Source organism: Pseudomonas sp. GM18 (assembly GCF_000282195.1).
Lineage (GTDB): Bacteria > Pseudomonadota > Gammaproteobacteria > Pseudomonadales > Pseudomonadaceae > Aquipseudomonas.
This window is the reverse complement of sequence record NZ_AKJT01000046.1, coordinates 93,662-118,650: the sequence shown is the minus strand read 5'-3', so window position 1 is coordinate 118,650 and position 24,989 is coordinate 93,662. Positions and strand designations below refer to the sequence as shown.

Annotated in this window: 28 protein-coding genes; 1 reads left to right on the top strand and 27 read right to left on the bottom strand. The window is 60.4% G+C overall.

What is annotated here, in order from left to right; genetic code table 11:
- From PMI21_RS13545 to flhA, 14 genes are all read right to left on the bottom strand, one after another.
- Window positions 1–382: DUF2802 domain-containing protein (locus tag PMI21_RS13545; RefSeq protein ID WP_033064009.1), on the bottom strand; the 382-nt coding region annotated here is incomplete at its 3' end.
- Window positions 383–868, bottom strand: coding sequence for a chemotaxis protein CheW (locus PMI21_RS13550; protein ID WP_007938663.1), 486 nt, complete (start codon window positions 866–868; stop codon window positions 383–385).
- A gap of 74 nt (window positions 869–942) precedes the next feature.
- Window positions 943–1,809 (bottom strand): CheW domain-containing protein, encoded by an 867-nt coding sequence (locus PMI21_RS13555; protein ID WP_033064010.1) that lies wholly within the window; start codon window positions 1,807–1,809, stop codon window positions 943–945.
- A 31-nt stretch (window positions 1,810–1,840) separates the two neighbouring features.
- Window positions 1,841–2,629, bottom strand: a complete 789-nt coding sequence (locus PMI21_RS13560) for a ParA family protein (protein WP_007938661.1) — start codon at window positions 2,627–2,629, stop codon at window positions 1,841–1,843.
- Window positions 2,630–2,672: 43 nt separating this feature from the next.
- A complete protein-coding gene (motD, locus tag PMI21_RS13565) occupies window positions 2,673–3,566 on the bottom strand; it encodes a flagellar motor protein MotD (protein WP_007938660.1) in 894 nt (297 codons plus the stop codon).
- Window positions 3,567–3,581: 15 nt separating this feature from the next.
- Entirely contained in the window at window positions 3,582–4,322 is a 741-nt protein-coding gene (locus PMI21_RS13570; protein ID WP_007938659.1) for a flagellar motor protein, read from the bottom strand.
- Window positions 4,322–5,452, bottom strand: coding sequence for a protein-glutamate methylesterase/protein-glutamine glutaminase (locus tag PMI21_RS13575; protein ID WP_007938658.1), 1,131 nt, complete (start codon window positions 5,450–5,452; stop codon window positions 4,322–4,324). The genes PMI21_RS13570 and PMI21_RS13575 overlap by 1 nt, the downstream gene beginning before the upstream one ends.
- 49 nt (window positions 5,453–5,501) lie before the next feature.
- Window positions 5,502–7,784: a chemotaxis protein CheA gene (locus tag PMI21_RS13580; protein WP_007938657.1), complete on the bottom strand. Its 2,283-nt coding sequence runs from the start codon at window positions 7,782–7,784 to the stop codon at window positions 5,502–5,504.
- 30 nt (window positions 7,785–7,814) lie between these two features.
- Window positions 7,815–8,603, bottom strand: a complete 789-nt coding sequence (locus PMI21_RS13585; RefSeq protein ID WP_007938656.1) for a protein phosphatase CheZ — start codon at window positions 8,601–8,603, stop codon at window positions 7,815–7,817.
- Window positions 8,604–8,625: 22 nt separating this feature from the next.
- Window positions 8,626–8,997, bottom strand: coding sequence for a chemotaxis response regulator CheY (locus PMI21_RS13590; protein WP_003183998.1), 372 nt, complete (start codon window positions 8,995–8,997; stop codon window positions 8,626–8,628).
- Between the two features lie 167 nt (window positions 8,998–9,164).
- Window positions 9,165–9,905, bottom strand: a complete 741-nt coding sequence (gene fliA, locus PMI21_RS13595; RefSeq protein WP_007894214.1) for an RNA polymerase sigma factor FliA — start codon at window positions 9,903–9,905, stop codon at window positions 9,165–9,167.
- On the bottom strand, window positions 9,902–10,732 hold the full coding sequence (fleN, locus tag PMI21_RS13600; RefSeq protein ID WP_003222917.1) for a flagellar synthesis regulator FleN: 831 nt from the start codon (window positions 10,730–10,732) through the stop codon (window positions 9,902–9,904). The genes fliA and fleN overlap by 4 nt, the downstream gene beginning before the upstream one ends.
- A gap of 116 nt (window positions 10,733–10,848) precedes the next feature.
- Window positions 10,849–12,174, bottom strand: a complete 1,326-nt coding sequence (gene flhF / locus PMI21_RS13605; RefSeq protein WP_007938654.1) for a flagellar biosynthesis protein FlhF — start codon at window positions 12,172–12,174, stop codon at window positions 10,849–10,851.
- Window positions 12,175–12,185: 11 nt separating this feature from the next.
- Window positions 12,186–14,315: a flagellar biosynthesis protein FlhA gene (flhA, locus tag PMI21_RS13610; protein WP_007938653.1), complete on the bottom strand. Its 2,130-nt coding sequence runs from the start codon at window positions 14,313–14,315 to the stop codon at window positions 12,186–12,188.
- A 371-nt stretch (window positions 14,316–14,686) separates the two neighbouring features.
- Between flhA and PMI21_RS29705 the strand changes: the two genes are divergently transcribed.
- The gene (locus PMI21_RS29705) at window positions 14,687–14,836 is read left to right on the top strand and encodes a hypothetical protein (RefSeq protein WP_007938652.1); all 150 of its coding nucleotides are present in this window, start codon (window positions 14,687–14,689) and stop codon (window positions 14,834–14,836) included.
- A gap of 47 nt (window positions 14,837–14,883) precedes the next feature.
- Here the strand turns inward: PMI21_RS29705 and flhB are convergent, their stop codons facing one another.
- From flhB to fliJ, 13 genes are all read right to left on the bottom strand, one after another.
- Window positions 14,884–16,023, bottom strand: a complete 1,140-nt coding sequence (flhB, locus tag PMI21_RS13615) for a flagellar biosynthesis protein FlhB (protein WP_007938651.1) — start codon at window positions 16,021–16,023, stop codon at window positions 14,884–14,886.
- A gap of 3 nt (window positions 16,024–16,026) precedes the next feature.
- Window positions 16,027–16,809, bottom strand: coding sequence for a flagellar biosynthetic protein FliR (gene fliR, locus PMI21_RS13620; protein ID WP_007938650.1), 783 nt, complete (start codon window positions 16,807–16,809; stop codon window positions 16,027–16,029).
- A gap of 3 nt (window positions 16,810–16,812) precedes the next feature.
- A complete protein-coding gene (fliQ, locus tag PMI21_RS13625) occupies window positions 16,813–17,082 on the bottom strand; it encodes a flagellar biosynthesis protein FliQ (RefSeq protein ID WP_007938648.1) in 270 nt (89 codons plus the stop codon).
- The gene (gene fliP / locus PMI21_RS13630) at window positions 17,079–17,837 is read right to left on the bottom strand and encodes a flagellar type III secretion system pore protein FliP (protein WP_007938646.1); all 759 of its coding nucleotides are present in this window, start codon (window positions 17,835–17,837) and stop codon (window positions 17,079–17,081) included. Before fliP ends, fliQ begins: the two co-directional genes overlap by 4 nt.
- Window positions 17,837–18,298 carry a flagellar biosynthetic protein FliO gene (gene fliO / locus PMI21_RS13635; protein ID WP_007938644.1) on the bottom strand — a complete coding sequence of 154 codons (462 nt, stop codon included), beginning with the start codon at window positions 18,296–18,298 and terminating at the stop codon, window positions 17,837–17,839. Before fliO ends, fliP begins: the two co-directional genes overlap by 1 nt.
- Window positions 18,299–18,757 carry a flagellar motor switch protein FliN gene (gene fliN, locus PMI21_RS13640; protein ID WP_007938642.1) on the bottom strand — a complete coding sequence of 153 codons (459 nt, stop codon included), beginning with the start codon at window positions 18,755–18,757 and terminating at the stop codon, window positions 18,299–18,301.
- A gap of 55 nt (window positions 18,758–18,812) precedes the next feature.
- Window positions 18,813–19,781 carry a flagellar motor switch protein FliM gene (fliM, locus tag PMI21_RS13645; RefSeq protein ID WP_007938639.1) on the bottom strand — a complete coding sequence of 323 codons (969 nt, stop codon included), beginning with the start codon at window positions 19,779–19,781 and terminating at the stop codon, window positions 18,813–18,815.
- Window positions 19,782–19,790: 9 nt separating this feature from the next.
- Window positions 19,791–20,291, bottom strand: a complete 501-nt coding sequence (gene fliL / locus PMI21_RS13650; RefSeq protein WP_007938638.1) for a flagellar basal body-associated protein FliL — start codon at window positions 20,289–20,291, stop codon at window positions 19,791–19,793.
- A gap of 209 nt (window positions 20,292–20,500) precedes the next feature.
- On the bottom strand, window positions 20,501–21,877 hold the full coding sequence (locus tag PMI21_RS13655; protein ID WP_007938636.1) for a flagellar hook-length control protein FliK: 1,377 nt from the start codon (window positions 21,875–21,877) through the stop codon (window positions 20,501–20,503).
- A gap of 105 nt (window positions 21,878–21,982) precedes the next feature.
- Window positions 21,983–22,330: an Hpt domain-containing protein gene (locus tag PMI21_RS13660; RefSeq protein ID WP_007938634.1), complete on the bottom strand. Its 348-nt coding sequence runs from the start codon at window positions 22,328–22,330 to the stop codon at window positions 21,983–21,985.
- A gap of 32 nt (window positions 22,331–22,362) precedes the next feature.
- A complete protein-coding gene (locus PMI21_RS13665; RefSeq protein WP_007938632.1) occupies window positions 22,363–24,069 on the bottom strand; it encodes an ATP-binding SpoIIE family protein phosphatase in 1,707 nt (568 codons plus the stop codon).
- A 5-nt stretch (window positions 24,070–24,074) separates the two neighbouring features.
- Window positions 24,075–24,380, bottom strand: coding sequence for an STAS domain-containing protein (locus PMI21_RS13670; RefSeq protein ID WP_007938630.1), 306 nt, complete (start codon window positions 24,378–24,380; stop codon window positions 24,075–24,077).
- A 154-nt stretch (window positions 24,381–24,534) separates the two neighbouring features.
- Window positions 24,535–24,984 carry a flagellar export protein FliJ gene (gene fliJ, locus PMI21_RS13675; protein ID WP_007938628.1) on the bottom strand — a complete coding sequence of 150 codons (450 nt, stop codon included), beginning with the start codon at window positions 24,982–24,984 and terminating at the stop codon, window positions 24,535–24,537.
- Window positions 24,985–24,989: the final 5 nt, after the last annotated feature.

Genomic DNA, 24,989 nt, shown 5'->3' with positions numbered 1-24,989 from the left:
GCAACTTGCTCATCAACTCCGCCTCAGCCTGGGTCAAGCCGCAAGACTGAGTCAGCTCATCGACGCTGGCCCCCATCCCCACCAGACGCGCGGCCTGGGCGAATGAAAGGCTCGACGGATCACGCTGCTCCAACTGCGCCAGTTTGTCCGGCAACGGCCCGACCACCGCGCGCAGTTCGTGCAGGTCTTCACCCATGCGCACGTTACCGTTCTGGTAGTCGTCGACGCGCTTGGCCAGGTCCTTGATGCGCTGATCGCGCAACGCATCGCCTTGGGCCTTTTGTGCGGCGAGCTGCCTTTGAGCGCGGATGTTCGCCAGGAACATCGCCAGCGTGCCTGCCCACAAGAGGAACAGGACAATCACAGCCACCTCAAGAATCAATCAGATACTCTCCAGTTCCGACCATTCTTCTTCGCTCATCATCTTGTCCAGCTCGACCAGGATCAGCAATTCGTTGTTCTTGTTGCACACGCCTTGAATGAACTTGGCGGACTCTTCGTTACCGACGTTCGGTGCAGTCTCGATTTCCGACTGACGCAGATAAACCACTTCAGCCACGCTGTCGACCATGATCCCGACCACTTGCTTGTCGGCCTCAATGATGACGATGCGGGTGTTGTCGCTGACGTCGACCGTGCCCAGACCGAAACGCTGGCGGGTGTCGATCACGGTGACCACGTTGCCGCGCAGGTTGATGATGCCCAGCACGTAGCTCGGGGCACCCGGCACCGGAGCGATTTCGGTGTAGCGCAGGACTTCCTGAACGCGCATCACGTTGATGCCGTAGGTTTCATTATCCAGCTTGAAGGTGACCCATTGCAGGATCGGATCTTCGGAACCTTTTGCCGCCGTCGCCTTGTCATTCATACCCTGACCCCTCGAAAAACCGCCCTAGCGGTGTGTATTCAGTGCACCGGCACTTGAATGCCGATGCGTGTTTTTTATGTCGGTTTGTGGTTCGGCTTACTGCCGCCCATGTGCTTCGCCCCGCCGCTGGCGATCAACTCGGCCAGTGCGGCGACATCGAGCAAGGCACACATGTGTTCAATCACCGTGCCGGCGAGCCATGGCCGCTGACCCCGGTGACTTCTCCATTTGATTTCATTCGGGTCCAGGCGCAACGAGCGGCTGACCTGATGCACCGCCAGCCCCCACTCATAGCCCTGGACCGAAATAACGTATTGCAGGCCCTGGCGGAAATCATCGCGGTAGCGGTCCGGCATGACCCAGCGCGCGGTATCCAGCACTTTCAGGTTACCGGCCTGGCTCGGCAGGATCCCGAGGAACCATTCCGGCTGACCGAACAACGGCGTCAGCTCGTGACCGGCCAGGGAATAAATCGAGCCCAGGCACACCAGCGGCACCGCCAGGGTCAACCCGGCGACGTCGAACAGCAGGCATTCGAACGGCTCGGCCGCCCATGCCGGACGACCGTCGGTTTCCACCGGAGGCGGCGTGTTGCTCGGCGGCAGATGAACTTCCACCACCGGCGGCACCAACGCTTGCAGCAACGGTGCAATCGTCGACACGGGCGCCAGAATCGGTGCCGGCGCTTCGATCACGGCCACCGGTGCCTTCGCCACTGGCGCAACGGTGGGTGCTGCCACCACAGCGGGTTTCCGCGCATCGCGAGCCTGCTCTTCGAGCACCGCCGCCTGGAACTCGTCCAGAGAGGCTTGCGGCTCGACAACCTCGGGCACTACCTCGATTTCGGGCAACAACTCTTCGGTCGCGTCCTGCAGCAAGCCGTCCAGATAGGACTGAAGGGCCAATTGCGGGCGCGAGGTGATCTTCACCGGCCGAGTCATGCGAATACCATCGTAGGAATCGGGGCTCATCTCAAGCCACCTGCGGAACGAGTTGCTGCGCTAGCAGGTGTTTGAGCAGTGCGCGGTATGCGAGAACACCACGACTCTTGCCGTCGAATTGCGAAGGCGTCAGCCCCGCCCGGCTCGCGTCACGCAAGCGGGTGTCGATCGGGATGTAGCCTTGCCAGATTTCTTCGGGGTACTTGTCGCGCAGCACGCGAAGGGTCCCGAGAGAAGCCTGGGTGCGGCGGTCGAACAGGGTTGGCACGATGTTGAACGGCAACGCCAGTTTGCGTGAGCGGTTGATCATCGCCAAGGTGTTGACCATGCGCTCCAGGCCTTTGACCGCCAGGTGCTCGGTCTGCACCGGAATCACCAACTGCTGGCTGGCCGCCAAGGCATTGACCATCAGCACACCGAGCAACGGCGGGCTGTCGATCACGGCGTAATCGAAGTCCTGCCACAATTGCGCCAGGCTCTTGGCGATCACCAGGCCCAAACCACTCTGGCCCGGCGACTGGCGCTCAAGGGTTGCCAGCGCGGTGCTCGACGGCAACAGGGAAATGCGTTCGTCACTGGTGGGCATCAGCAACTGACCGGGCAAGCCTTGCGGCACGCTGCCCTTGTGCAGAAACAGGTCGTAGCTGCTGTGTTCCAGGCTGTCGGGGTCGTAACCGAAGTAACTGGTCATGGAGCCGTGGGGGTCGAGATCGACTACAACCACGCGCTTGCCCGCCTCAGCCAGCAAGCCGGCTAAAGCGATGGAGGAAGTGGTTTTACCGACACCACCCTTTTGATTGGCGACTGCCCAGACTCTCATTCGGATTGTTCCTCCCGGTCGAAAAGGCCAACCGAGAAATAGCTCAACGTATTAATGCGGGTGACGGAGAATTGACGGCACTCTCGCGTCCCGGCGACTTGACCGGGGTCGGTGCAGTTTGTGTGCCAGCCCGCTTCAATGCGGCATCCGGTTGTGCATGGGCCGTTCCGGTACCGGTGAGACTGCGGCGTACGTCGAGATTGCGTGACACCACCAGCACCACCCGACGGTTGCGCGCGCGGCCTTCGGCGGTGGCGTTGTTGGCCACTGGCTGGAACTCGCCGTAACCCACCGACGCCAGGCGACCAGGGTTCACGCCCTGCATCGCCAGCATGCGCACGATGCTCGCCGAACGGGCCGAAGACAGTTCCCAGTTGGTCGGGTATTGCGCGGTACGGATCGGTTGATCATCGGTGAAGCCTTCGACGTGGATCGGGTTGTCGAAGGGCCGGAGGATCGCGGCCACCTTGTCGATAATGTTGAAGGCGATATCGCTGGGCATCGCGTCGCCGCTGCCGAACAACAGGCTGGAGTTGAGTTCGATCTCGACCCACAACTCGTTGCCGCGCACAGTCATCTGGTTGGAGCTGATCAAGTCGCCGAACGCCGCGCTGATGTCATCGGCGATGCTTTTGAGCGGATCGTTGGCGGCCTGGGCGATGCCGGCGTCGATCTGTTCACTGTCCTTGACCAGCGGCTTGGCCGGGGTCACGGTCTTCGGTCGTTCTTCGCCGATGGGGATCGGCTTAAGGGCGCGGTCAGAGTCGGTAAACACCCCGATCAACGCCTCGGAAATGATCTTGTACTTGCCTTCGTTGATCGACGAGATCGAGTACATCACCACGAAGAACGCGAACAGCAAGGTGATGAAGTCGGCGTAGGAAACGAGCCAGCGTTCATGGTTCACATGTTCTTCAGGTTGCCTGCGACGTGCCATGGTCCATGTCTCCCATCAATCCATAAAGCCCTGAAGCTTCAACTCAATAGAGCGAGGGTTTTCACCTTCGGCGATCGACAGGATCCCTTCCAGCAACATTTCGCGATAGCGCGACTGCCGTAACGCGATGGACTTGAGCTTGGCGGCAATCGGCAGCAACACCAGGTTGGCACTGGCCACGCCATAGATGGTGGCGACGAAGGCGACGGCAATGCCGCTGCCCAGTTGCGATGGATCGGCCAGGTTGCCCATGACGTGGATCAGGCCCATCACCGCACCGATGATACCGATGGTCGGCGCGTAGCCGCCCATGCTTTCAAAGACTTTGGCGGCTTCGATGTCGCGACTTTCCTGGGTGTAGAAATCCACTTCCAGAATACTGCGAATCGCTTCCGGCTCGGCGCCGTCCACCAGCAGTTGCAGGCCTTTGCGCGAGTAGCTGTCGGGTTCGGCGTCGGCCACTCCTTCCAGCCCGAGCAAACCTTCCTTGCGAGCGGTCAGGCTCCAGTTCACCACGCGATCAATGCCGCCGGCCAGGTCCACGCGAGGTGGAAACAGAATCCAGGCAAGAATCTGCATGGCGCGCTTGAAGGCACTCATCGGTGATTGCAGCAGCGCGGCACCGATGGTGCCACCGAGTACGATCAATGCCGCCGGGCCATTGGCCAGCGCGCCGAGGTGGCCGCCTTCAAGGTAGTTGCCGCCGATGATGGCGACGAACGCCATGATGATCCCGATAAGGCTGAGCACATCCATCAGATGCAAGCCTCAACCAGGTGCCGACCGATGTCGTCGAGGCTGTACACCGCGTCCGCAAGTTCGGCTTTGACGATGGCCATCGGCATGCCGTAGATCACGCAGCTGGCTTCATCCTGGGCCCAGATCGCACTGCCGCCCTGCTTGAGCAGGCGCGCGCCTTCGCGACCGTCGGCGCCCATACCGGTCAGTACCACCGCCAGAACTTTGTCGCCGTAGGACTTGGCCGCGGAGCCGAAGGTAATGTCTACGCAAGGCTTGTAGTTCAGACGCTCGTCGCCCGGCAGGATTTTCACCGCGCCACGGCCGTCGATCATCATCTGCTTGCCACCCGGCGCCAGCAGCGCCAGGCCCGGACGCAGGATGTCGCCATCCTCGGCTTCCTTGACACTGATGCGGCACAGCTTGTCCAGACGCTCGGCGAAGGCCTTGGTGAAGGCTGCCGGCATGTGCTGGATCAACACGATCGGTGCCGGGAAGTTGGCCGGCAATTGTGTCAGCACCCGTTGCAGCGCAACCGGGCCGCCGGTGGAGGTACCGATGGCGACCAGTTTGTAGGCTTTGCGTTTCGGCGCAGGAGACGACGGGGCCGCGGCATGGGGACGCGCCGCAATCGGTGCCGGTGCCGGACGCGCGGGTGCGCTGCTGCCGTAGCTGCCGACGCTCGAAGGCGCAGGCGTCGGGGCTGGCACGGCGACCGGCGCCGGAGGGGTGTAGGCACTGACACGACGGTTACTGCGCGAGATGCTGAGAATCTTCTCGCACAGCAGTTGCTTGACCTTCTCCGGGTTACGGGAGATGTCTTCGAAATTCTTCGGCAGGAAGTCCACTGCGCCGGCGTCCAGCGCATCGAGGGTGACCCGGGCGCCTTCGTGGGTCAGCGAGGAGAACATCAATACCGGGGTCGGGCAGCGCTGCATGATGTGCCGCACCGCCGTGATGCCATCCATCATTGGCATCTCGTAGTCCATGGTGATCACGTCTGGCTTGAGGGCCAGGGCCTGATCGATCGCCTCTTTTCCGTTGGTCGCCGTACCGACGACCTGGATATTTGAATCCGCTGCAAGAATTTCCGAGACGCGGCGGCGGAAAAACCCCGAATCGTCCACCACCAGGACTTTGACTGCCATAAACACTCCGTTAGACGGGGCGAGGCTCTGGCGCCCCGCTCCCCCAGAATCAAATACGCCGTGCGGCGTAACGCTTGAGCATGCTCGGAACATCGAGAATCAGAGCAATGCGGCCGTCACCGGTGATGGTGGCGCCGGACATCCCCGGGGTTCCCTGGAGCATTTTGCCCAATGGCTTGATGACCACTTCTTCCTGGCCCACCAACTGATCGACGACGAAGCCGATCCGCTGAGTGCCCACCGAAAGGATCACCACATGGCCTTCGCGCTGCTCTTCGTGAGCGGCGGAGCTGACCAGCCAGCGCTTGAGGTAGAACAAGGGCAGCGCCTTGTCCCGCACGATCACCACTTCCTGGCCGTCCACCACGTTGGTGCGCGACAGGTCGAGGTGGAAGATCTCGTTGACGTTCACCAGCGGGAACGCGAACGCCTGGTTGCCGAGCATGACCATCAGCGTCGGCATGATCGCCAGGGTCAACGGGACCTTGATGACGATCTTCGAGCCTTTGCCCTTGGTCGAGTAGATATTGATGGTGCCGTTGAGCTGGGCGATCTTGGTTTTCACCACGTCCATGCCCACGCCACGACCGGACACGTCGGAGATCTCGGTCTTGGTCGAGAAGCCCGGCGCGAAGATCAGGTTGAAGCAATCGGACTCGCTGAGACGGTCCGCTGCATCCTTGTCCATCAGGCCTTTCTTCACGGCGATACCGCGCAGAACATCGGCATCCATGCCCTTGCCGTCATCGGAGATGGACAGCAGGATGTGGTCACCTTCCTGTTCGGCGGACAGGATCACTTTGCCACTGCGTGGCTTGCCCATCGCTTCGCGATCAGCCGGCTCTTCGATACCGTGGTCGACCGAGTTGCGCACCAAGTGGACCAACGGGTCGGCCAGGGCCTCGACGAGGTTCTTGTCGAGGTCGGTTTCTTCGCCGACCAGTTCCAGGTTGATCTCTTTCTTGAGCTGGCGAGCCAGGTCGCGAACCAGACGCGGGAAGCGCCCGAAGACTTTTTTGATCGGCTGCATCCGGGTCTTCATGACCGCGGTTTGCAGGTCGGCCGTGACCACGTCGAGGTTCGACACAGCCTTGGACATGGCTTCGTCACCGCTGTTGAGGCCCAGACGGACCAAGCGGTTACGCACCAGTACCAGCTCGCCGACCATGTTCATGATTTCGTCGAGACGCGCGGTGTCGACCCGCACGGTGGTCTCGGCTTCGCTGGTCGGTTTTTCCGCGGGCGGCGCGGCCGGGGCACGAGCAGCAGCCGGTGCCGGTGCCGCGGCAGCAGCAGTCTTAGGAGCTTCGGCTTTGGGCTCGGGTGCTTTGGCAACAGGTGCCGGCGCCGCAGCCTTGGCCACTGGAGCCGACACTGAAGCAACAGCAGAAGCAGTGCCCACTTCAGTGAACTTGCCCTTGCCATGCAATTCATCGAGCAGCGATTCGAATTCGTGATCGGAGATCAGATCGCTACCGGCAGCAGCAGCGGTTGGTGCAGCCGGGGCTGGTGCCGAAGCGATTGCCGACTCCAGCGCATCGACCGCAAAGTTGCCTTTGCCGTGCAGCTGGTCGAGCAGTGCTTCGAACTCGTCGTCGGTGATGTCGGAGCTGTCGCCGGCGGCTTTGGGAGCTGCCGGTGCGGCGGGTGCCGCGGCCACTGCATCGGCGGCGAACTGGCCTTTGCCATGCAGTTGATCGAGCAACGACTCGAACTCGGCATCGGTGATTTCGTCACTGGCGGCTGCATCGGCGGCAGGCTGCGAAACAGGCTGCGAAACAGGCTGCACAGCCGCTACGGGCGCCTCGGCCTGGGCCTTGACAGCGTTCAGCGAGTCCAGCAGTTGTTCGAATTCGTTATCGGTAATGTCGCCCGATTCGCTTTCAGCGACCGGTGCTTCAACCACTTCGGCGACCGGCGCCGGTGCGGCTTCATCAGCCGTTTGCGGCTCGGCCAGACGGGCCAGTGCCGCGAGTAATTCAGGCGTGGCAGCCGTGATCGGGCTGCGTTCGCGGACTTCGCTGAACATACTGTTCACCGCGTCCAGCGCTTCGAGAACCACGTCCATCAGTTCCGAGTCGACGCGACGCTCACCCTTGCGCAGGATGTCGAACACGTTCTCGGCGATGTGACAGCACTCCACCAGCTCGTTGAGCTGGAGGAAGCCGGCGCCCCCTTTTACAGTGTGAAAACCGCGAAAAATTGCATTGAGCAAGTCCGCATCATCGGGTCGGCTTTCCAGCTCGACCAGCTGCTCGGACAGTTGCTCTAGAATCTCGCCGGCCTCAACCAGGAAATCCTGAAGGATCTCTTCATCGGCGCCGAAGCTCATTAAGGGTGTGCTCCTAACAGGTTCAAAAACCTAAAATCCAAGGCTGGATAACAAATCGTCCACATCGTCCTGACCGGACACAACGTCTTCTCTTTTATCGGCATGAATCTGCGGACCTTCACCCTGAGAGAGATGTTTTTGTGGATCTTTTTCAGCCAGCATCGCTTCACGGTCATGTTCGATACCCGCAAAGCGGTCTACCTGACTGGCCATGAGTACGAGCTTGAGCAGGTTGCTTTCAACTTCGGTGACCAATTGGGTCACACGCTTGATCACCTGACCGGTGAGGTCCTGGTAATCCTGGGCCAACAGAATGTCGTTGAGGTTGCTCGACACGACGCGGTTGTCTTCACTGCTGCGTGTCAGGAAACCGTCGACCCGCCGGGCCAGCTCGCGGAACTCTTCAGCCCCGACTTCGCGACGCATGAACCGTCCCCAATCCGTGCTCAGCGCCTGGGCTTCGTCGCTCAGGCTGTTGATCAGCGGCGTAGCGTTTTCCACCAGGTCCATGGTGCGGTTGGCCGCGGCCTCGGTCAGCTTGACCACATAGGACAGGCGCTCGGTGGCATCCGTGATCTGAGACACTTCCTCGGCTTGCGGCATGTGCGGGTCAATCTGGAAATTGACGATCGCGCTATGCAGCTCGCGGGTGAGCTTGCCCACTTCCTGATACAGGCCGCGGTCACGGGTCTGGTTGAGCTCATGGATCAATTGCACAGCGTCGCCGAACCTGCCTTTTTCAAGGCTTTCGACCAGTTCGACCGCGTGTTTTTTCAGGGTCGATTCAAAATCGCCCAGTGAAGATTCGTTATGCTCCATAGCTCCCCCGTGGCGCAGTACATCAACCGATGCGTTCGAAAATCTTCTCGATTTTTTCTTTCAACGCCTGGGCTGTGAAGGGTTTGACCACATAGCCGTTAACACCGGCCTGGGCCGCTTCGATGATTTGCTCGCGCTTGGCTTCGGCGGTCACCATCAGCACTGGCAGATGCTTGAGCTTTTCATCGGCGCGCACGTGACGCAGCAGATCGATACCGGTCATGCCAGGCATGTTCCAGTCCGTTACCAGAAAGTCGATGCTCCCGCTGTTGAGAACCGGAATGGCAGTGGTGCCATCGTCAGCCTCGACCGTGTTGGTGAACCCCAGGTCACGCAACAGGTTTTTTATGATCCGCCGCATCGTTGAGAAGTCATCAACGATGAGGATTTTCATGTTCTTGTCCAATTCGACCTCCAAGCAGTCTTAAACGCGCCCAGCACCTGGACGCGCCATTTCAATCAATCCGGCAAAGCACTCAATGACTGTCTGGAGCACAACAGATCGAGACCGGTACGGTTCAACACCACACCAGCTCCATTCGCAGTGTCCCCACACTGCCTTCAGCGCGCTCGCCACTCCCCCAAACGCCCCCGCAAACGGGCCGCGCACTGGCTGTGTAACTGGCTGACCCGAGATTCACTGACCCCCAGGACCTCACCGATTTCCTTGAGATTCAACTCTTCGTCGTAGTACAGCGCCAACACCAGTCGCTCACGCTCCGGCAAATTGGCAATCGCGTCCGCCAGCGCCGCCTGGAAGCGTTCATCTTCCAGATCGCGTGACGGCTCGAGATGAGCACTCGCGCCATCCTCATGCAGCCCTTCGTGTTCGCCGTCCTGCAACAGATCGTCGAAACTGAATAACCGGCTGCCCAGGGTGTCGTTCAAAATCCCGTAATAATCGTCGAGACTCAATTGGAGTTCGGCCGCAACTTCGTGATCTTTAGCGTCACGGCCGGTTTTAGCTTCAATCGAGCGAATCGCGTCGCTGACCATGCGGGTATTGCGGTGGACCGAACGTGGCGCCCAGTCCCCCTTGCGCACTTCATCGAGCATCGCGCCGCGGATTCGAATGCCCGCGTACGTCTCGAAACTCGCGCCTTTGCTGGCGTCGTATTTGGTTGATACTTCAAGCAGGCCGATCATCCCGGCCTGGATCAGGTCTTCGACCTGGACACTGGCCGGCAGACGCGCCAGCAAGTGGTAGGCAATGCGTTTGACCAGTGGCGCGTAACGCTCGATCAGCTCGTACTGCGCGTCACGTGCCGACTTCTTGTAGAGGTTGTAACCGCTGGCTGTCATAGGACGGGTCCTGCCGTTTGTTGCACGAGGCGCTCGACGAAAAACTCCAGGTGCCCACGCGGGTTGGCCGGCAGGGGCCAGGTATCGACTTTCTGCGCAATGGCCTTGAACGCCAGGGCGCACTTGGAACGCGGAAAGGCTTCATACACCGCGCGTTGCTTCTGCACCGCCTTGCGCACGCTTTCGTCGTAAGGCACCGCACCGACGTATTGTAAGGCGACGTCGAGGAAGCGATCCGTGACCTTGGTCAACTTGGCGAACAGGTTGCGGCCTTCCTGCGGGCTCTGCGCCATGTTGGCCAGGACGCGGAAGCGGTTCATGCCGTAGTCGCGGTTGAGCAGTTTGATCAGCGCGTAGGCGTCGGTGATCGAGGTCGGTTCGTCACACACCACCAGCAAGACTTCCTGCGCGGCGCGCACGAAGCTGACTACCGAATCACCAATACCCGCAGCGGTGTCGATCACCAATACGTCGAGGTTGTCGCCGATGTCGCTGAACGCCTGGATCAGGCCGGCATGCTGGGCCGGACTCAAATGAACCATGCTCTGGGTGCCGGAGGCGGCCGGGACGATGCGGATACCGCCAGGCCCCTGCAACAGCACGTCGCGCAGCTCACAGCGGCCTTCGATCACGTCGGCCAGCGTGCGTTTGGGTGTCAGCCCCAACAGAACGTCGACGTTCGCCAGCCCCAGATCGGCATCCAGCAGCATGACGCGCCGGCCGAGCTCAGCTAGAGCCAGGGACAAGTTCACTGACACGTTAGTCTTCCCGACGCCACCTTTGCCGCCGGTCACCGCGATCACCTGTACGGGATGCATGCTGCCCATGTTATTTCTTTACCTTGTCTTGCATAGACGGAGGCCACATTACTGGCTGCGCGTTCACCATCGGAACAATGCATGGCAGACCATCGATGTAGGTACAAAAAATGTTCATTAATGCCTCAGCCAACCTGCTTGGTCGGGCTGTGGTAAATATCAGCGAACATGTCAGCCATGGCTTCTTCGCTGGGTTCTTCCTGCATTTGCACGCTAACGGCGCGGCTGACCAACTGATGACGACGCGGCAGATGCAAGTCATCCGGAATCCGCGGACCATCGGTCAGGTAAGCCACCGGCAACTCATGACTGATCGCCAGGCTCAACACCTCGCCCAGACTTGCCGTTTCATCCAGTTTAGTCAGGATGCAGCCGGCGAGGCCGCAGCGTTTGTAACTGTGATAAGCGGCGGTTAGAACCTGTTTCTGGCTGGTGGTTGCCAGGACCAGATAATTTTTTGATTTGATGCCGCGCCCGGCCAGGCTTTCGAGCTGCATGCGCAGTGCCGGGTCGCTGGCCTGCAGGCCGGCGGTATCGATCAGCACCACGCGTTTGCGCAGCAAGGGTTCCAGTGCCTGCACCAGGGATTGACCCGGGTCGACGTGGGTCACCGACACATTGAGGATCCGGCCCAGCGTCTTGAGCTGTTCCTGAGCACCGATGCGATAGCTGTCCATGCTCACCAGCGCGATGTTCTGCGCGCCGTACTTGAGCACGTAACGGGCCGCGAGCTTGGCCAGCGTGGTGGTCTTGCCCATGCCGGCCGGGCCGACCATGGCAATCACGCCGCCCTCTTCCAGTGGCTCGACTTCCGGGGTGGCGATCATCCGCGCCAGGTGCGCGAGCAACATGCGCCAGGCCTGACGAGGCTCTTCAATGTCGGTAATCAGTGCCAGCAGATCGCGCGACAACGGGCCGGACAGGCCGATGCGTTGCAGGCGACGCCAAAGGTTGGCCTGGGCCGGACGGCTGCCTTGCAGCTGATTCCAGGCCAGCGAGCCAAGCTGCACTTCCATCAGCTCGCGCAGGCTGTTGAGTTCAAAACGCATCGAATCGAATGCGCGCGGGTCGACACCGGCCGCTGCAGCAGGCGCGGGGGCCGGACGCCGAGGTTCGGCCAGCGTCGGCTCGATCAGCGGTTCGGCGGCAGTCAACGGCAGGCCGGCGAACAACTGGCGATTGGTGGTCTTGTCGCTCTCGCCATCGCCGCGCAGGCTCAGTTCAGCCTGGGCGGTGACGATCCGCGACTGGGTCTTGCGCAGCTCATCCTCAAGTTCCATGTTCGGAACACGCGGGGCCAGCGCCGACAATTTGTAATCCAGGGCAGCCGTCAGCTCGACACCGCCGGCGATCCGGCGATTGCCAATGATGGCGGCATCAGCGCCCAGCTCATCACGAACCAGTTTCATGGCCTGACGCATATCGGCGGCGAAAAAACGCTTAACTTGCATAAACCACTACCTCAGCCGTTGGGCCCTACTGTCGCAACGATGGTCACTTGCTTGTTGTCAGGAATTTCCTGGTAAGCCAACACATGCAAACCCGGCACTGCCAGCCGACCGAATCGCGAGAGCATCGCGCGAACCGGACCGGCCACCAGCAGAATCACCGGCTGACCTTGCATTTCCTGACGCTGCGCCGCATCGATCAACGAGCGTTGCAGTTTTTCCGCCATGCTTGGCTCCAGCAGAACGCCCTCTTCCGAGCCTTGTCCTGCCTTCTGAAGACTATTGAGCAATATTTGTTCCAACCTTGGTTCCAAGGTGATCACAGGCAGCTCCGACTCAGTGCCTACAATGCTTTGCACGATTGCACGGGATACGCCGACGCGCACCGCGGCCACCAAAGCGGCGGTATCTTGACTCTTGGCGGCGTTGTTCGCGATGGCTTCGGCGATGCTGCGAATGTCCCGTACCGGCACCTGTTCGGCCAGCAACGCCTGCAAGACTTTGAGCAGTTGCGACAGCGAAACCACCCCCGGCACCAGCTCTTCGGCCAGTTTCGGTGAGCTTTTGGCCAGCAATTGCATGAGTTGCTGGACTTCTTCGTGGCCGATCAGCTCGCTGGAGTGCTTGTACAGAATCTGGTTCAAGTGGGTCGCTACTACCGTACTGGCATCGACCACGGTGTAACCGAGGGATTGCGCCTGGGCGCGCTGGCTGATTTCGATCCACACCGCTTCCAGGCCAAAAGCCGGATCTTTGGCGGTGATGCCGTTGAGCGTGCCATAGACCTGCCCCGGGTTGATCGCCAGTTCGCGCTCCGGGTAAATCTCCGCTTCAGCCAGGATCACCCCCATCAGGGTCAGGCGATAGGCGCTTGGCGCCAGGTCGAGGTTGTCACGGATATGCACAGTCGGCATCAGGAAGCCCAGGTCCTGGGAGAGTTTTTTACGCACCCCCTTGATCCGCGCCAGCAACTGACCACCCTGGTTGCGATCCACCAGTGGAATCAGGCGATAGCCGACTTCCAGGCCAATCATGTCGATCGGCGTTACGTCATCCCAGCCAAGCTCCTTGGTTTCCTGAGCCCGGGCCGGCGACGGCAGCAACTCCTGCTGACGCTTGACCTCTTGCAGGGCCTGAACCTTGACCGCGTTCTGCTTCTTCCAGAACAGGTAAGCGCCGCCCGCCGCCAGGGCTGCCATGGACAGAAAGGAGACGTGCGGCATGCCCGGCACCAGGCCCATCACCGCCATCAAACCTGCGGCCACCGCCAAGGCTTTCGGCGAGGCGAACATCTGACGATTGATCTGCTTGCCCATGTCTTCCGAGCCGGAAGCACGGGTCACCATGATCGCGGCGGCGGTCGACAACAGCAGTGATGGCAATTGCGCCACCAAACCGTCACCGATGGTCAACAGCGCATAAACCTTGCCGGCATCGCCAAAGCTCATGCCGTGCTGGAAAATACCCACCGCCATGCCGCCGATCAGGTTGATGAACAGAATCAGCAGGCCGGCGATGGCGTCACCGCGCACGAACTTGCTGGCACCGTCCATGGAACCGTAGAACTCGGCCTCCTGGGCGACTTCCATCCGGCGCAGTTTCGCCTGGTTCTGGTCAATCAGGCCGGCATTCAAGTCGGCGTCGATCGCCATCTGTTTACCGGGCATCGCATCGAGGGTGAAACGCGCACTCACCTCGGAAATCCGCCCGGCGCCCTTGGTTACCACGACGAAGTTGATGATCATCAAAATCGCGAAGACCACGATACCGACCACGTAGTTACCGCCGATCACCACTTCACCGAAGGCCTGGATCACCTTACCGGCGGCGGCATGGCCGTCCTGACCGTGGAGCATCACCACCCGCGTGGAGGCCACGTTCAGCGCCAGTCGCAGCAACGTCGCCACCAGCAGAATGGTCGGGAACACCGCAAAATCCAGCGGCCGCAAGGCGTACACGCAGACCAGCAACACGACGATGGACAAGGCAATGTTGAAGGTGAAAAACACGTCCAGCAGGAACGGCGGCACCGGCAACATCATCATGGCCAGCATGACCAGCAGCAACAGCGGCACGCCCAGATTGCCCCGACTGAGGTCGGCGACGTTTGTGCGGGCACTGTTGATTAACTGAGAGCGATCCACCGGTTTTCCCCGTTCCTTTAAAGCAAACTTTTGACGCCTGAAGCAGGCGCAGGGCGGCTATTGCAAGAAGCCTTCCAACTTTTGCCAAGGAGGGAAATAGAGAGATTTGTTGAGCCCGGGTAGCAGCTGCCGAGCTACGCGAGGCTCCGTTCGAGGACGCAGTCCTCGCAAAGGTTTACGACTGCTGCGCAGCCTCGCAGGCTCGACAGCTGCTACGAATAGGGTGGATCAGGGGATCGCTCCAGCTCACTGCCCCTGCCACTCGTCCAAAGACCTGCGCAACCGTAAGTTTTGATAGTAGCCAAAACGGCCTTATGGGTATTGGATGGTGATCATCAGCGTTGGTAATACCCAGCGCCGGAGCAGCGATCATGCCCAAGAAAGCGGTCAAGTCATTCAACGATGCCAAAGGCTTCGATCTTGTTGCGCCGAAGCAACAGGACGACAAGAAGAAACAGGAAAACAGTATCGCGAAAGAGCCCGGCAATGAAAAAGCCAATAGGCGGCATCAGCGCCCGTAGGCGCTGCCGAGGCCTGCGATCCTTTGATTTCAGAGCCGTAGACCCGATCAGGAATCGCGCCGTAGATCCGGCGGAATCGGCAAATCATCCTTAAGCGGATCCGGACGCTTGCCCTTGCCGGCGCGGTACTGGCGAATCTGGTAGACGTAAGCCAACACCTGAGCCACCGCCAGATACAGCCCGCCAGGAATTTCCTGATCCAGTTCCGTGGAGTAGTAGATCGAACGCGCCAGGGCGGGCGATTCGAGCAGCTGCACCTGGTTGGCCACGGCGATTTCGCGGATCTTCAAGGCCAGGAAGTCGCTACCCTTGGCGATCAACATCGGCGCCCCGCCCTTCTCCGGATCGTACTTGAGCGCTACGGCGTAGTGGGTCGGGTTGGTGATGACCACGTCGGCGTCGGGGATCGCGGCCATCATTCGTCGCTGCGACATTTCGCGCTGCACCTGGCGAATGCGTTGCTTGACCTCCGGCCGCCCCTCCTGATCCTTGTGCTCGTCACGTATTTCCTGCTTGGTCATCAGCAGCTTTTTGTGGCTTTCCCAGAGCTGCACCGGCACGTCGACCGCCGCGATGATGATCAGCCCGCAAGCCATCCACAAGGTGCTCCAGCCGACCACTTGCAGGCTGTGAATGATCGCCATTTCCAACGGCTCGTGGGCGATGCGCAGCAGATCGTCGATGTCCGACGACAAGACCGCCAACGCCACGAACAACACGATGAAAAACTTCGCCAGAGCCTTGAGCAACTCCACCAGCGCCTTGGCCGAGAACATTCGCTTCAGGCCTGCGGCGGGATTCATGCGGCTGAACTTGGGCGCCATGGAGCCAGCCGCAAATAGCCAGCCCCCCAGGGAAATCGGGCCGATCAGCGCGGCCAACAGCAAGGTGATCATCACCGGCTGAATCGCGAACAAGGCGATCTGCCCCGAGTGCAGCAGATAAGTCGCCATGGAGCGCTGATCCAGAATCACCTCTCGCGAGAGCGAGAAGTTCATGCGCATCAGCTCCATCAAATCCTGGGCCAGGGCACCACCGAAAATCAGCAATCCACCGGCACCGGCGAGCATGACCGCCAGGGTGTTGAGCTCCTTGGAACGCGCAATCTCGCCCTTCTCACGGGAGTCCTTTTTGCGTTTCTCCGTGGGGTCTTCTGTTTTGTCCTGACCGCTTTCGCTCTCAGCCATGACTCAGCGTGCCTGTGCCAGTTCGCGTAACAACTGCAAGGCCTCGGCGGCCAGCGGTTGATACTGATTGAGAATGTCCGCCAGGCCGACCCAGACGATGAACATGCCGAGCACCAGGGTCAGCGGGAAGCCGATCGAGAAGATGTTCAACTGCGGCGCCGCCCGGGTCATCACGCCAAACGCAATGTTGACCACCAGCAACGCGGTGATCGCCGGCAACACCAGCAACAGCGCCGCACCGAGTACCCAGCCGAGCTTGCCGGCCAGCTCCCAGAAATGATTGACCATCAAGCCGCCACCGACCGGCAGCGTGGTGAAGCTTTCGGTGAGGACTTCGAACACCACCAAGTGACCGTTCATCGACAGGAACAACAGCGTCACCAGCATGGTGAAAAACTGCCCGATCACCGCCACCGACACGCCGTTCGTAGGGTCGACCATCGAAGCGAAGCCCATGCCCATCTGGATCGCGACAATTTGCCCGGCGACCACGAACGCCTGGAAGAACAGCTGCAAGGAGAAGCCCAACACCGCGCCGATGATGATTTGCTCGGCGATCAGCAGCAGCGCGCTCAGGTCCAGCGCGTTGACCGGCAGCATCGGTGGCAGGCCGGGGGCAATCACGAAGGTGATTGCCAGGGCGAAGTACAGGCGGATGCGCGTGGACACCAGCGTCGTGCCGAAAATCGGCATGACCATCAGCAATGAGCCGATGCGAAACAGCGGCAACATGAACGTCGCCACCCAGGTGCTGATCTGGGTATCGGTCAGCTGCAGCAGCGACATGGCTTAACCGATGACCTGAGGAATGCTGTGGTACAGCTGCAGAATGTATTCCATGAAGGTCTGCACCAGCCACGGGCCGGCAACGATCAGCGTCACCAACATCACCAGCAGACGCGGCAGGAAGCTCAGGGTCTGTTCGTTGATCTGGGTGGCCGCCTGGAACATCGCCACCAACAGCCCCACCAGCAAGCTCGGGATCACCAGCACGGCGACCATCATGGTGGTCAGCCACAGCGCTTCGCGAAAGATGTCTACGGCGACTTCGGGCGTCATGGTGAAACACCGCCGAAGCTGCTGGCCAACGTACCGATGATCAACGCCCAGCCATCCACCAGCACGAACAACATGATTTTGAACGGCAGGGAAATGATCAGTGGCGAGAGCATCATCATACCCATCGCCATCAGCACACTGGCCACCACCAGGTCGATGATCAGGAACGGAATGAAGATCATGAAGCCGATCTGGAACGCAGTTTTCAGTTCCGAGGTCACGAACGCCGGCACCAGAATCGTCAGCGGCGCCTGATCCGGCGTAGCAATATCAGTGCGCTTGGACAGGCGCATGAACAGCTCCAGATCGCTGCTGCGAGTCTGGGCCAGCATGAAGTCCTTGATCGGCACCTGAGCCTTGGCGACGGCATCCTGAGCGGTGAGTTTTTCCGCCAGATACGGCTGCAAGGCATCCTGATTCACCCGATCGAACACCGGCGCCATGATGAACATGGTGAGGAACAGCGCCATGCCGGTGAGGATCTGGTTCGACGGTGTCTGCTGCAAGCCCAGGGCCTGACGCAGGATCGAGAAAACGATGATGATCCGAGTGAAACTGGTCATCAGCATGACGAACGCCGGGATGAAACTCAGCGCGGTCATGATCAGCAGGATTTGCAGGCTGACCGAGTATTCCTGAGCGCCATTGGCGTTGGTGCCCAGAGTGATCGCCGGGATCGACAACGGATCGGCGGCGAACGCCAGTGGCGCAGCCAGCATCAGGGCCAGCGTCAAGACGATGCGTAACGCACCCATTACTTCTTATCCTTCTGATCCTTGCCGAGCATCTCCAACAGACGCTGGGCAAACTCCGGAGTCGCTTTCTCGGTTGCGCTCGGCACTTGTACCGGCTCCTTGAGCACATGCAACGCGGTAATGGTGCCGGGGCTCAGGCCGAGCAGAATCTGTTCGTTGCCCACCTGTACCAGCATCAAACGGTCACGGGGGCCGAGGGCTCGGGAACCGATCAACTCGATCACTTGCCCCTTGCCGGCCGGCCCGGCCTGCTGGACCCGGCGCAGCAGCCAGGCGAGGAAGAAAATCAACCCCAGCACCAGCAGCAAGCCGAACACCAATTGCGTCAATTGCCCGGCCACACCGCTGCTGACGGCTGGTGCGGCGGCCACTGTCGCAGCTGTCGTTACCGGCTCGGCTGCCAACACGCTGAATGGCAAGGCCAGCGCCAATCCCGGCAAAGAACCCAGAAGCTTGCTCACTCAGCGCAGCTTCTTGATGCGTTCGCTTGGGCTGATCACGTCGGTCAGGCGGATGCCGAACTTTTCGTTGACCACTACCACTTCGCCGTGGGCGATGAGCGTGCCGTTGACCAGCACGTCCAGCGGCTCGCCGGCCAGACGATCGAGCTCGATCACCGAGCCCTGGTTGAGTTGCAGCAGGTTGCGGATGTTGATGTCGGTGCTGCCGACTTCCATGGAAATCGACACCGGGATATCGAGGATCACGTCCAGGTTCGGACCGTCCAGCGTCACTGGATCGTTGTTCTTCGGCACGCTGCCGAACTCTTCCATTGGCAGACGGTTGGAGCCCGACGTACCAGCATCGGCCGCCAGCAGCGCATCAATGTCAGCCTGCCCGGCGTCACCGGTTTCTTCCAGGGCCGCAGCCCATTCGTCGGCCAGTGCCTGGTCGTCCTGGGCGTTCATATCGTCGTTCATCATTTGTCCTCGGCGGGCAACAATTCAGTTAAATGCGTAGGGGTATGAGCGCCGGTCAGCGGCGCTCGATCGGCTCGATCACTTGCAACGCGAGGTTGCCTTTGTGCGAGCCCATCTTGACCTTGAAGGCCGGCACGCCGTTGGCGCGCATGATCATTTCTTCCGGCATCTCGACCGGAATCACGTCCCCGGGCTGCATGTGCAGGATGTCGCGAAGGCGCAGTTGTCGGCGGGCAACGGTGGCACCGATCGGTACGTCGACGTCCAGCACGTCCTGACGCAAGGCGTTGATCCAGCGCTCGTCCTGATCGTCGAGGTCCGACTGGAAGCCGGCATCGAGCATCTCGCGCACCGGCTCGATCATCGAGTACGGCATGGTCACGTGCAGGTCGCCGCCACCGCCATCGAGTTCGATATGGAACGTCGACACCACAATGGCTTCGCTCGGCCCGACGATGTTGGCCATGGCCGGGTTCACTTCCGAGTTGATGTACTCGAAGTTCACTTCCATGATCGCCTGCCAGGCTTCCTTCAAATCGACGAAAGCCTGCTCCAGCACCATGCGCACCACACGCAGTTCGGTGGGGGTGAATTCACGCCCCTCGATCTTCGCGTGACGGCCGTCGCCGCCGAAGAAGTTGTCCACCAGTTTGAACACCAGTTTGGCGTCGAGGATGAACAGCGCGGTGCCGCGCAGCGGTTTGATCTTGACCAGGTTGAGGCTGGTCGGCACGTACAGCGAGTGCACGTATTCGCCGAACTTCATCACCTGCACCCCACCGACGGCAACGTCCGCCGAGCGGCGCAGCATGTTGAACATGCTGATGCGGGTGTAGCGGGCGAAACGCTCGTTGATCATTTCCAGCGTCGGCATGCGTCCACGGACGATGCGATCCTGGCTGGTCAGGTCGTAGCTTTTGACACTGCCGGGTTCGGCAGCGTTATCGGTCTGTACCAGACCATCGTCGACGCCATGCAACAGCGCATCGATCTCATCCTGGGACAGCAGGTCCTGCACGGCCATGTCGTGTTCCTACTGCAGTACGAAATTAGTGAAAAGCAACTGTTCGATCACCACTTTGCCCAGCTCTTTCTGCGCCACTTCCTGAACGCTGGCCGTGGCTTTCTGACGCAACATTTCCTGGCCGACCGGGGTCGCCAGCGTGGCGAAATCCTGACCGGAAAACAGCATGACCAGGTTATTGCGGATCACTGGCATGTGAACTTTGAGCGCCTCCAGATCAGCCTGATTACGCCCCTGCATGGTGATGCTCACCTGCATGTAGCGCTGACGGCCGTTCTGGGTGTAGTTGGCCACGAAGGCTGGAGCCATTGGCTCGAAGATCGCCGGCTGCTTGCCGACCACAGCGGTTTCAGCCGCGGCGGCAGGCTTGCTCTGGGCGCTGTGCATGAAGAACCAGGTCGCCCCCACGGACAAGCCGATCGCCAGCAGCAGGGCCACGACGATCACAATGATCAGCTTGATTTTGCCTTTGGTTGCGGGGTCTTTTACTACTGCTTCGCTCTTCGCCATGCCAATAATCCGTCACTATTCGGGTTTTCACAGTCGCACGGCAAGGCAAGAGCAAGTGTTATGCCAGAAGTGTCTGGGGATATATGGGCGGCGGCAGGCAGATACCGAAAATCAAAAGATCGCAGCCTTCGGCAGCTCCTACATCTGGATGGTGTACACCCTGCAGGAGCTGTCGAAGGCTGCGATCTTTTGAGGGGCGTCCTGATTTATCAGGCGTAATAATCGACGGCGCTGGTGCCGATCACGCTGGTGGTGTTGGCGGCCACTTCAGCGACCGTCGCGGGAAGCTCTTCATCGACAGAATCGAGGCGACCGCCACTGGCATTGGTACGTCCGCCCTGCCCCTGTTGAGCCTGTTCCTGCCCCTGCCCCTGCCAGCCACGGGACTGATCGGAAACGTTGACGTCGACCTGGCCCATGCCCTGCTGCGCAAACATGTCCCGCAGGCGATGCATTTGCCCGTCGAGAGCTTCGCGAACACTTGGATGAGCGCTCATGAAGGTCACTTGGGTCTGCTGATCCGGAACCATGTTCACCCGAATATCGAGACGCCCCAGTTCGGCCGGTTGCAACTGAATATCCGCCGCCTTGAGATTGGCGCTGGACAGGTACATGACCCGGTTGACCACCTCTTCGGTCCAACCGCTCTGATGCATGGCGATCGGCTGGTTCACCGGCAATGCATTGGCAGTCTTCGGTGTTGCCGCTTGCGTCAGTGCCGCCAGACGGTTGGCGAAGTCATCGACACGAGTGTCGCTGCTGGCGGACTTGAGATCCTTGAGGCCGTCATCGATCAGGCCACTGAAAGCCTTCTCGCCGCCCTGGCTGGTGCTGTCCTGATCGGCCTGCACATCGAGCATGCTTGCCATGCCCGCAGCAAAGTTCTGAGCCGAGGTCAGCTCACCGTCGACGTGAGCCTGAGTCGGCGCCGCTTTTGGCTGAGCCTGGCTGGCGGCCGAAACGTGCCCACTCTGCTCCATCGCCATGCGCACGGCCGGCAGTGCATCGAGAGGATCGGCTTCGGGATCGAAATCAGGATCGGCGGTCGCAGCGGCCTGCGTCGCTGTCGCGGTAACAGCGGCTGCGACGGGTGCTTCAACGGCTGACTGCACAGTAGCGACAACCGGCGGAGTTTCCGGCACGGGGGCTGGCAGCACCGACTGCACCACTTGCACCACTTGCATCAACGCCGGATCGAGGGCTGGATCGACAGGCGCGGTATCGACTACCGGCGTCGCCGGCTCGGCGGTATCCGGCGCGTCATCGCTGGCGGTCTTGTCTTCGGACTGCGCCGGTTTATCGACGGGCAAGGATTTGCCGCTATCGGCAACCGTCGGTTCCTGGGCGGCAGACGAGTCGTTGCCCACATCCTTTTTGCCAGTGTTGTCCGGGGCTTTGTCACGTACGGGTTTAGTCGATCCGTCCGCCGTGGCCGAGGGCTTGTTCTGGGCCTGATTGGCGTAGACCTGAGCGAAGCTGGACGCCTTGTCCCCGGGCTCGGCCGTCGACGCCGGGGTATTGGCGGACGCGGCTTGAGTCTTGGCCGCAGCGGCGGCCTGAAGAAGAATGTTGGGGGTAACGGGCATAGAACGGTCTCCGCTGCACTGGGATCGTAGGTACAGTTGAGTGAGTTGACTGCAAGGGTCGAGCCAGCTTTGTTCGCTGGCTGCCAAAAGCGCCGGATGGTTGTCTTATTCAGCCAGGGAGCGCTGGCGCTCTGCCTCGAAAAGCGGTCGGACAATCGCGAATTCGCCGTCGATCTCTCCAACCAGCGCTTCAATGCCTTCGAGTTTTTTCTCTTTCGCTCGCTGCTCCAGCTCATGGCACAGCTCGGCCAGCCGGGTCGCGCCCATGTTGCTGCTGCTACCCTTGAAACTGTGCGCCGTGGCGCCTAACCGATCAGCATCGTCAGCCTGGCGCAGCAGACTCAAGCGCTCTTCGGAATCGCTGAGAAAGGTATCGAGCAATTCTGGATACCCGTCCTCCATAACTTCTTGCAACGCGCTCAGCACGTCGCGATCCAGATGTGTGTCGTCCACTTGTTCACTCCTTTGATCAAGAATGCCTGGGATTATGCCTGAGCCTCCCAGAAAAACTCCACGTGAGCACTGCGGCCATTATCGGACCAGCGCGCATGATGACTCAACTGGCGGATCAAACTGACGCCACGTCCCGACAGACGGACATCATCGAGGGGACGCTCCATCACCCGCGCTACATCGAAGCCCTTGCCACTGTCTTCGACCCGGACTGCCAGGCAACCACCCTCGTCTTTTGGCATCACCTGCAAATGCACCCGCACATAGCCGTCGCGCAACTCGTCCAGGCGCGCATTGCGCTGCTGATAATAACGCGCAAAACCCGAAGCATCGCGTTTCAGGTTTGAATCCAGGCCCAGCACGCCATGCTCCAGGGCATTGGAATAAAGCTCTGCCAGCACACTATAGAGTGCGCCACTCTGGGCTCGCAGGCCGTGCACTTCAAGCAGCAATTGCAACAGGTACGGCAGCGGGTTGAAGCGTTTGAGGGTAGCGGCGCGGAACTCGAAACTTACTGACCAGTCCAGCGGGCTCGACTGGCCGCTGTCGGAATACACCGGCGCCGGCGGGCTCAGTTGCGCAGCTTCCAGCAGACGGACTTCAACCATGCTCACGTCATCGCGAGCCTCGCCGCGAAAGTCCCGCAGGGCCTGCTCGATTTCTTCGAACAGCGCATCGGGCTGACGATTGGCTGCAAACACCTGCTCCAACCGCTCTACGCCAAATAACTGCTCATTGGCATCGCAGGTATCGATCACCCCATCAGACAACAGGAACACCCGATCCCCGACGGCCATTGGGAACACCTCGGTGCGGTCATCGAAGGTTTGCGAGCTCAACACGCCCAGCGGCAAGTGCCGTGCCGTCAGCACTGTACGCTCGCCGCTGGCGATGCTGTGCAGGTAACCGTCCGGCATCCCGCCGTTCCAGACCTCCACCGAACCTCGCTGAAAACTCAGGCACAGCATGGCCGCACAGCAGAACATGTCGACCGGCAGGATGCGTTTGAGCTTGGCGTTCATCTCGCGCAGGGTTTCGGACAAGCCGTAACCCTTGGCGGTCATGCCATAGAAGACTTCAGCCAACGGCATGGCACCGACAGCGGCCGGCAAACCATGACCGGTGAAATCGCCGAGTAACACGTGCATGTCGCCGGCCGGGGTGAAGGCGGCCAGCAACAGATCGCCGTTGAAGAGCGCATAGGGTGATTGCAGATAACGGATGTTCGGCGCATTCAGGCAACCGGAGTGGGCCACCTTGTCGAACACGGCTTTGGCCACTCGCTGTTCGTTAAGCAGGTAATCGTGGTGCCTGGCGATCAGGTCGCGCTGCTCCAGCACCGTGGCCTGCAAACGCCGCAAGCGGTCCATTGCCTTGATCTTGGCCGCGAGGATCACCTGGTTGTAAGGCTTCGCCAGAAAGTCGTCGCCCCCGGCCTCCAGACAACGCGCCAAGGCTTCGCTTTCGGTCAGCGACGTCAGAAAGATGATCGGCACCAGGGTTTCGCCGGCCAGCGCCTTGATCTGCTGCGCGGCCTCGAAGCCATCCATCACCGGCATCATGGCGTCCATCAGCACCAGGTGCGGTCGCTGCGAGCGAAACGCCTCGACCGCCTCGGCGCCATTACTGGCCGTCAGCACTTCATGACCCTGGCGACGGACGATAGTCGACAGCAGCATGCGATCGGCCGCGCTGTCTTCAGCAATCAGTATCGTCAGCGGCTCGAGCGGCGGCTGCATGACGGTCAACTGATGTCGAACAGTTTGTCGAAGTTGGAGATGGCGAGGATCTTGCGCACATCCGAATTGCTGTTAATCACCCGCACATCGGAACTGTCACCACCGGCGTGATCACGCAGCAAGAGCAGCATGCCCAGAGCGGAGCTATCGAGATACGTGGCATCCTTCAGGTCCACTACGATGGAGTCGGGTTTCTTGTTGAGTCGCTCGTAGGACTCGCGAAACTCCTGATGCCGACCGAAATCGAATCGCCCCTTGACCGAAATCGTCAACTTTTGCCCATCCGGGGATACTTCTGTAACGACTGACATTTCACGGCTTCCTTGTCATTGGCGAACGTACGTGTACAAGGTTTAGCACTTGGCGGAGGCTGGAGCAAGGTCAAAAGATCGCAGCCTGCGGGATCGGGTTTGCATGCGGGCGATGCAGGAGCTGCACAGGCTGCGATCTTTTCGAAAGCGCCGCTCAGTAAGGACTCTGGCGCGGCAACCGCTGGGACAATTCATCCAGCAGCTTCTGCTCGCGCTTGTCTTCCAGTTGCCGTGCTTCATCCATGTAGCGCTGAACCAGTTTGCGCAAGCCTTCGACCCGGGCAAACGCTTGCTGCCAGGCTTCACGAGCCTTGTTCAGATTGTTTTGATGCCAGTTCAGGCTCTGGCGCTGCTGGTCGATGGCCGTGCCCAATTGCGCGAGAAAGCCCTGATAGCCCAGCAACCACTGACCCGAGACGCCGCCGCTGCCACGCACGATCCATTGCTCTTGATAGTCGAGACGGAAGGCTTCGAGGTCGGCGAGTTTGCTTTCTGCCAAACGGACCTGCCCCTGGAAGTGCCCCAGGCGCTGGACGGCGGTTTTCTCGGCCTTTTCGGCCATTTCCACCACGGGCGCCAGGCGTGTTGCGCGACTCGGGGCCATGACCG

Coding starts and splice junctions, on each gene's coding strand:
- PMI21_RS13655 (WP_007938636.1), bottom strand. CDS start 21,877: ATGCCCGTTACCCCCAACATTCTTCTTCAGGCCGCCGCTGCGGCCAAG.
- PMI21_RS13665 (WP_007938632.1), bottom strand. CDS start 24,069: ATGCAGCCGCCGCTCGAGCCGCTGACGATACTGATTGCTGAAGACAGC.
- PMI21_RS13575 (WP_007938658.1), bottom strand. CDS start 5,452: ATGGCAGTCAAAGTCCTGGTGGTGGACGATTCGGGGTTTTTCCGCCGC.
- fliJ (WP_007938628.1), bottom strand. CDS start 24,984: ATGGCCCCGAGTCGCGCAACACGCCTGGCGCCCGTGGTGGAAATGGCC.
- PMI21_RS13670 (WP_007938630.1), bottom strand. CDS start 24,380: ATGTCAGTCGTTACAGAAGTATCCCCGGATGGGCAAAAGTTGACGATT.
- fleN (WP_003222917.1), bottom strand. CDS start 10,732: ATGGGCAGCATGCATCCCGTACAGGTGATCGCGGTGACCGGCGGCAAA.
- fliL (WP_007938638.1), bottom strand. CDS start 20,291: ATGGCGAAGAGCGAAGCAGTAGTAAAAGACCCCGCAACCAAAGGCAAA.
- PMI21_RS13560 (WP_007938661.1), bottom strand. CDS start 2,629: ATGAGAGTCTGGGCAGTCGCCAATCAAAAGGGTGGTGTCGGTAAAACC.
- fliP (WP_007938646.1), bottom strand. CDS start 17,837: ATGGGTGCGTTACGCATCGTCTTGACGCTGGCCCTGATGCTGGCTGCG.
- fliA (WP_007894214.1), bottom strand. CDS start 9,905: ATGACAGCCAGCGGTTACAACCTCTACAAGAAGTCGGCACGTGACGCG.
- fliN (WP_007938642.1), bottom strand. CDS start 18,757: ATGAACGACGATATGAACGCCCAGGACGACCAGGCACTGGCCGACGAA.
- flhF (WP_007938654.1), bottom strand. CDS start 12,174: ATGCAAGTTAAGCGTTTTTTCGCCGCCGATATGCGTCAGGCCATGAAA.
- PMI21_RS13580 (WP_007938657.1), bottom strand. CDS start 7,784: ATGAGCTTCGGCGCCGATGAAGAGATCCTTCAGGATTTCCTGGTTGAG.
- PMI21_RS13555 (WP_033064010.1), bottom strand. CDS start 1,809: ATGACTCGGCCGGTGAAGATCACCTCGCGCCCGCAATTGGCCCTTCAG.
- motD (WP_007938660.1), bottom strand. CDS start 3,566: ATGGCACGTCGCAGGCAACCTGAAGAACATGTGAACCATGAACGCTGG.
- fliQ (WP_007938648.1), bottom strand. CDS start 17,082: ATGACGCCCGAAGTCGCCGTAGACATCTTTCGCGAAGCGCTGTGGCTG.
- PMI21_RS13590 (WP_003183998.1), bottom strand. CDS start 8,997: ATGAAAATCCTCATCGTTGATGACTTCTCAACGATGCGGCGGATCATA.
- PMI21_RS13585 (WP_007938656.1), bottom strand. CDS start 8,603: ATGGAGCATAACGAATCTTCACTGGGCGATTTTGAATCGACCCTGAAA.
- PMI21_RS13550 (WP_007938663.1), bottom strand. CDS start 868: ATGAATGACAAGGCGACGGCGGCAAAAGGTTCCGAAGATCCGATCCTG.
- fliR (WP_007938650.1), bottom strand. CDS start 16,809: ATGTCGCTGCTGCAGCTGACCGATACCCAGATCAGCACCTGGGTGGCG.
- fliM (WP_007938639.1), bottom strand. CDS start 19,781: ATGGCCGTGCAGGACCTGCTGTCCCAGGATGAGATCGATGCGCTGTTG.
- flhB (WP_007938651.1), bottom strand. CDS start 16,023: ATGGCTGAGAGCGAAAGCGGTCAGGACAAAACAGAAGACCCCACGGAG.
- PMI21_RS29705 (WP_007938652.1), top strand. CDS start 14,687: ATGCCCAAGAAAGCGGTCAAGTCATTCAACGATGCCAAAGGCTTCGAT.
- PMI21_RS13570 (WP_007938659.1), bottom strand. CDS start 4,322: ATGGATGTGCTCAGCCTTATCGGGATCATCATGGCGTTCGTCGCCATC.